This is a genomic window from Jannaschia seohaensis, assembly GCF_900116765.1.
GTDB classification, from domain to species: domain Bacteria; phylum Pseudomonadota; class Alphaproteobacteria; order Rhodobacterales; family Rhodobacteraceae; genus Jannaschia; species Jannaschia seohaensis.
Window position 1 is genome coordinate 40,250 of sequence record NZ_UETC01000019.1, and the last position, 6,365, is coordinate 46,614.

The 6,365-nt window shown below is 66.2% G+C and carries 5 protein-coding genes; 1 reads left to right on the forward strand and 4 read right to left on the reverse strand.

The window, feature by feature from the left end; genetic code table 11:
* Positions 1-44 precede the first annotated feature (44 nt).
* The 4 genes from DTQ71_RS21490 to DTQ71_RS21505 form a co-directional block, all read right to left on the reverse strand.
* Entirely contained in the window at positions 45-812 is a 768-nt protein-coding gene (locus DTQ71_RS21490) for an IclR family transcriptional regulator (protein ID WP_109566352.1), read from the reverse strand.
* Between the two features lie 24 nt (positions 813-836).
* Positions 837-2,195 carry a TRAP transporter large permease gene (locus tag DTQ71_RS21495; RefSeq protein ID WP_109566353.1) on the reverse strand — a complete coding sequence of 453 codons (1,359 nt, stop codon included), beginning with the start codon at positions 2,193-2,195 and terminating at the stop codon, positions 837-839.
* Entirely contained in the window at positions 2,192-2,866 is a 675-nt protein-coding gene (locus tag DTQ71_RS21500; RefSeq protein ID WP_109566354.1) for a TRAP transporter small permease, read from the reverse strand. Before DTQ71_RS21500 ends, DTQ71_RS21495 begins: the two co-directional genes overlap by 4 nt.
* A 135-nt stretch (positions 2,867-3,001) precedes the next feature.
* Positions 3,002-4,231 (reverse strand): TRAP transporter substrate-binding protein, encoded by a 1,230-nt coding sequence (locus DTQ71_RS21505; RefSeq protein ID WP_109566355.1) that lies wholly within the window; start codon positions 4,229-4,231, stop codon positions 3,002-3,004.
* Between the two features lie 122 nt (positions 4,232-4,353).
* Here DTQ71_RS21505 and DTQ71_RS21510 point away from each other — a divergent pair, with 122 nt between their 5' ends.
* On the forward strand, positions 4,354-5,970 hold the full coding sequence (locus tag DTQ71_RS21510; RefSeq protein WP_109566356.1) for a GMC family oxidoreductase: 1,617 nt from the start codon (positions 4,354-4,356) through the stop codon (positions 5,968-5,970).
* Positions 5,971-6,365 lie beyond the last annotated feature (395 nt).

Sequence of the window (6,365 nt, forward strand, 5' to 3'; positions counted from 1 at the left end):
CGCGAGAATGGCGCGCGGACGCGCGAGGGTCCAGGGCCGCCGCGTCAGTCCGTGACCAGAGCCGCCAAATCGCTCGCCGCCCGCACCAGACGCGGCAGGCAGCCGCGCGCGTCCTCCAGGCTCATCCGCGATGTGGGCGCATGGACCGAGAGCGTGGCCAGCAGGCGCCCATTCGCGTCGAGCACCGGGACGGCGACGGCGATCATGTCCTCCATGAACTCGCCCCGGTCCTCGGAATGGCCCCGGTCGCGGATCGCATCGAGCGCCTCGCGCAGGGCCTCGGGCGTGGAATAGGTGCGCGGCGTCCGTGCCTCCAACGTCACGGCGGAGAGGTAGGCATCCAGCATCCGCGGTGCGAGCGTGGAGAGATACATCTTGCCCGAGGCCGTGCAATAGAGCGGCACACGGGTTCCCGGCGGCAATTGGATGCGCAGGGGCCACTCGGTCTCCTGCCGTTCCAGATAGACCATCGAGTCGCCATCGGGCAGCGCGATGTTGCAGGTTTCTCCCAGATCGCCCGAGAGCTTGCGCAGGATGGCCTTGCGCGCCGACTGGATCGGCGAGGCCGAGAGCACGCCGCCCGACATTCGCCGCAGGCGGGGGCCGGGCAGATATGTCCGGCCGCCCATGTCGCGTTGCAGGAAGCCCTCTTCCAGCAGCGTGGCGAAGAGACGATGGATGGTGGGCTTCGGCAGGCCCAACTCCGCGTTCACTTCGGTCGGGGTCACTGGCCCGTCCGCCTCGGCGACCTGCTCCAAAACCAGGAGCAGGCGCAAGTTCGTCGGGATCGTGTCGGAGCGGTGCCCGTCCAACGGACTCTCCCTCTTTCTATGGCCCTATCTGTTCGGCAGGAGCGCTGTCGACAGCTCCGGCACGAGGGCGACAATAATCCAGACAGAGATCAGCGCCACGAGATACGGCACCGTGTAGGGCAGCAACCTGAAGTACGGAACTCCTGTTACCCCCGACGCCACGTAGAGGTTCAAGCCGTAAGGCGGCGTGATGAACCCGATCGAGGCGCCCACGAGGAAGATCACCGCGAATTGCACCGGCTCCACGCCCACTTCATGGGCGATTGGCGCAAGGATGGGCGCCAGGATGATCGTCACCGGCAGCGATTCCAGCACCATGCCGCAAACAAAAACGATGGCCATCGCGGTGAAGAGAACGGCGTAGTAGCCGCCCATCGAGGTGACGAAATTGCCGATCAACTCCTGCGCGCCCAGCACCGAGAGGATCTGCTGCATGACCACCGAGACGGCGATCAGCGGCGCCAGGATCCCGGTGATCTGGGCCGAGCGCATCGTGATCGAGGGCAGTTCGATGGGGCTGAAGCCCTGCACGACCAGCATTTCGGAGTAGCTGCGTTGCTCGATGGGGCGCTCTTCGTTGCGGCCCATGATCTTATAGAGCGGCAGGCAGAGGAAGCCCACAATGATGCAGAAGCCCACGGTCACGCCCGCCGCCTCGGTCGGGGAGAACTTCCCGGTATAGATGCCCCAGAGCACCAGCCCGATGGCGAAGAAGCCGAGCCAGGCGCCGATGCCCGTCTTGACCATGCGGCCGAAGCTGAGCCCGATCAGCACGCCCCAGCCGTTCTTCCAGCTGAGCAGGAAGGCCGCGGCCATCATCGCCAGAACCATCAGCGTGCCCGGGATGATTCCCGCCACGAAGAGGTCCGAGATCGGCAGGTTTAGAAGAAAGCCGTAGACGATGAAGATGATCGAGGGCGGGATGATGATACCCACCGTGCCGCCCGCGGCCGCGGTGGCCGCCGAGAAGCGCTCGTCATAGCCGCCCTTGACCATCTCCGGATGCAGCATCGAGCCGATGGTCGCCGTCGTGGCGGAGTTGGAGCCCGAGATCGCGGCGAAGAGGCCACAGGCCCCCAGCGCCGCCATGCTCAGCCCACCGCGGATCCAGCCAAGGCAGGCATAGGCAAAGTCGGACAGACGCCGCGCGATGCCCGACCGGTTGATCAGGTCCCCCGTCAGGATGAAGAGCGGCATGGCCAACAGCGCGAAGCCGTCGGTGAAGACGTCGGACAGCGCCGCGCCCACATTCAAGAGCGGCAGGTCCAGCACGAAGGACATGCCCACGACCCACCAGCCGATGACCAGAAAGACCGGCACGCCCAGCATGAAGAAGATGGTGACGCCGACCGAGATCAGCGTGATGATGGTCCCGTCGGTCATGTGTCGCCTCCGATCACGGCCTGCTCGATCATGGGGCCTTCGCCCCGGAATTTCTCGATGTCTTCCAGGACGTTCTCGATGACCCGGCCTGACAGAAGCACCCAAGACAGCGGAACGGCGACCAGGAACCACCACTGCATGACGTTGTCGGTGCCCAGCATGATGCGGAAGTTGGCGGCGGCGGCCACCGTCTCCTTGGCGGCGGTGACGATCACGATCCAGGCGAAGCCCAGCCACAGCACCGCGTCCAGCATCAGACAAGCGAACTGCCCGCCGCGCGGCATGGCGGTGCGGAATTCGGCGAAGGCGAGATGGGTGCGCAGCCGGACGTTATAGCTGCACCCGACCCAGGTCATGATGAGAAAGAGAAAGGGTGGGATCGTCGTCGACCAGGGCGGCTGACCGGACAGGTAAAAGCGCTGGATGACGCCGGCGAAGATGATGCCGCCGATGGTCAGGTAGCTGACGACCATCACCGTCGGCTCCAGATAGCGTTCGATGATGTTGACGTGCCGATAGATCATCGCCGTGAGGAACCCGCCCCCCAGCGTCACGATCAGCCCTAGCGTCCACGCTGCGGCCTCGTTTTGGCGCAGCGCATCCCCCAGCATCCAGGCATCGTTGCCGAATAAGGCCGAGATTATCTCGCCCATGCCGCCGAAAACTCCCATCGACGGTCCCTCCCTGTTGTTCGTGCGCAGACCCTCCCGGCCGCGCGATGGGTTACGCTAGCACGCGGGTCGCGGCCGTCGCCCCAGGGGTGGGCCGGACGCGCGCGGCGTCCGGCCCGGTGTTGCGTGCCGGCCTCAGGCCTTCCACCAGCGGCGGGGCTCGACGTTCTCGGCCAGGGTGTGCGGGTTCTGGCGGGCGACGTCGTAGATGGACTGATAGGTGTCGATGCCACCTGCCCATCCGTTGAGCCGCTCGCGCCACTGCTCCCACAGGGCGGGCTGGTACTCGGGCGAGCACATCTGCTCGGCCTTGTGGCGCTCCTCGTCCGACAGAGGCGCAACGCGCACGCCGTTCTCGGCGAAGATCGTGCCCGGCAGCTGCGGCGTCGAGAAGCCGACGGTGTTGACCAGCGCGGCCTCGTTGGCGGCCTGGACATGGACCTGGGCCAAATAGGCCGACTCCATCACCGCGTCCTGCAACTCGCCGGAAAGCGAATCGAAGGCCGAGGCGGACATCGCCGTGTGCTCGGTGCCGCAGAAGAAGCGCAGGTCGACCGACTGCGAGACGACCGGCGCCATGTTGGCGTAGGCCACGGCCGAGGCCCAGGTCTCCGCGCCGTCGATCAGGCCCTGCTTGAGGCCGTCCAGCGTCTCTTCCCAGGCGACCGGCACCGGGTTCAGGTTCAGCGCCTGCATGGCGATCCGGCCCAGCTGTGTGCCGGTCACGCGGTTCTTGGTGCCGAAGAGCTCCTCGATGGAGGTGATCAGCGGCTTGTCGGCGAAGGTTGCGCCGGTCTGGATGCCGCGCAGCTCGCAATGGGTGAAGAGGAACTTCAGGCCGTGACGCTTCTCGAACGGATCCCGGAGAATTTCGACCGATTCGGGGCTGTAGAAGAAGTAATACTGATCCGCGCGCGACCGGAACTGATAGGCATAGTCCAGCACGTTCAGATAGGGCGCGCCGCCGGCGGAGTTCTGGGTCGAGGCGGAGTACATGTCGACGATGCCCGACTGGGTTTTCTCGACACAGTTCAGCTGCCCGCAGATCTGGTTGTCGCCGATAAACTCGACGCGGATCCGGCCGTCGGTGCGGCTTTCCAGGTCACGGGCGAACTCCAGAACGCCGGCCCGCTCGATCAGCAGGTTTCGCGGGTTAAAGCCCGCCGCGCCCAGCTTGAAGGTGTGCTCCGGCTCATTGGCGAAGCGCTTCTCGTAGGACGATTCCGCCGCGCGAGCGACTTCGCCGAGGGTCGCGCCCGCCGTCAGGGTCCCCGCGCCAAGCAGGACCGACGACATGCCGTACTGACCCGACAGCTTGAACAGGTCGCGGCGCGAAATCGCGCTGAGCGCGTTCGATACTTTCATGATTTCCTCCCAGTCGTGCAAATTATGAAACTTGCAGTCTCAATTCTGACCATCCTATGATCGATCTGACAAGCCTTTCTTTTAGGCAAACTGTCGGACCGGCCGGGGGAGGGCCTGAGAGGATGACCGAAATGACCGCCGATTACGTCGTCGTGGGCGCGGGTTCCGCTGGCTGCGTGCTGGCCAACCGCCTCTCGGCGGACCCGTCCAACAAGGTCGTCCTGCTGGAAGCGGGCCCCCGTGACTGGAACCCCTGGATCCATGTGCCCGTGGGCTATTTCAAGACGATGCATAACCCGTCGGTCGATTGGTGCTACCGGACGGAACCCGATCCGGGCCTCAACGGCCGGCAGATCGATTGGCCGCGCGGCAAGGTGCTGGGCGGGTCGTCCTCGCTCAACGGGCTGCTTTATGTGCGCGGCCAGCCAGAAGATTACGATCGATGGCGCCAGATGGGGAATCCCGGCTGGGGCTGGGAGGACGTGCTGCCGCTGTTCAAGCGCTCCCAGCATCAGGAACGGGGCGCGGACGACTACCACGGGACCGACGGACCGCTCTGGGTGTCGAACATGCGGCTGCAGCGCCCGATCTGCGACGCTTGGGTCGCGGCAGCCCAGGCCGCGGGCTACCCGTTCAACCCCGACTATAACGGCGCCCAGCAAGAGGGCGTGGGCTATTTCCAACTGACCACCAAGAACGGCCGGCGCTGCTCGGCGGCGGTGGCCTTTCTCAATCCGGCGCGCTCGCGCGCGAATCTCACGATCGTGACGAACGCCCCGGCGACGCGCCTGCTGTTCGAGGGGAACCGCTGCGTCGGTGTGGCTTGGCGCGACAAGTCCGGCGCGGAAAAGCAGGTGCGCGCGGCGCGCGAGGTCATCGTGTCGGGCGGCGCGATCAATTCGCCGCAACTTCTGATGCTTTCGGGGATCGGCGAGGCGGACCAGCTGCGCGAGCACGGCATCGAAGTGCGCGCCGACCTGCCCGGCGTGGGCAAGAACCTCCAGGACCATCTGCAAGCGCGGCTGGTCTACAAATGCCATGAGCCGACGCTGAACGACGAGGTCCGCAGCCTGTTCAACCAGGCACGGATCGCGCTTAAATACGCCATGTTCCGGTCGGGTCCGATGACGATGGCGGCGTCACTGGCGACCGGGTTCTTGAAGACGGGCGACCATGTCGCGACGCCCGACATCCAGTTCCACGTGCAACCCTGGTCCGCCGACAGCCCGGGCGAGGGCGTCCATCCCTTCTCGGCCTTCACCATGTCGGTCTGCCAGCTGCGCCCCGAGAGCCGCGGCGAGATCCGCCTGGCCAGCGCGGAGCCCGGCGTCTACCCCAAGATCATTCCGCGCTACCTGAGCACCGAGACCGACTGCCGCACGATCGTCGAAGGCATCAAGATCGCGCGGCGCATCGCGCAGCACGCGCCGCTTTCGGACAAGATCTCCGAGTCGTTCCGGCCGGATGCCTCGCTCGCCCTGGACGACGATGCGGGGACGCTGGACTGGGCGCGGGGCAACTCGGTCTCAATCTACCACCCGACCGGAACCTGCAAAATGGGCGAGGGCCCGGGCGCCGTGGTCGACGCGCGCTTGCGCGTGCATGGGATCGGCGGGCTGCGGGTGGCGGATTGCTCCATCATGCCGGAGATCGTGTCGGGCAACACCAATGCGCCCGCGATCATGATCGGAGAGAAGGCGTCCGACCTGATCCTGGAGGACGCGCGCGCGACCGCCTGATCGGAGCGCGCGCCCGATCCGCCCCCCGGGCCGGGGGCGCGGGGGCGTGGCCCCCGCGCGGTTCGGGCTGGTGGCTCGGGTGGGGGCTTGCTGTGGGCGGCGGTGTAGGTGGCCCGGGCGGGATTTGAGTATTTTTAGCCAGAAGAAGGAGGGGGCCGGGCGCGGTGCCGGTGCGGGGGCGCGGGCGGGTTTCGTTGCAGGATCGGGGGGCGCGGTCGCGGGGGCGTGAGGGTCCGTCGCGACGCCGTGAGGGGCGTGCGGAAGAGCGGGCAATCTGTGCGCAAGCGCGCGTAGATATGAAGTATTTCACGGTTTCGTTCGTTGATCGTGAGGGCTCAGAGGCGCATATCCCCCTCATCGGCACCGGGCAGACGCCCACCGCCAAGGACACACGG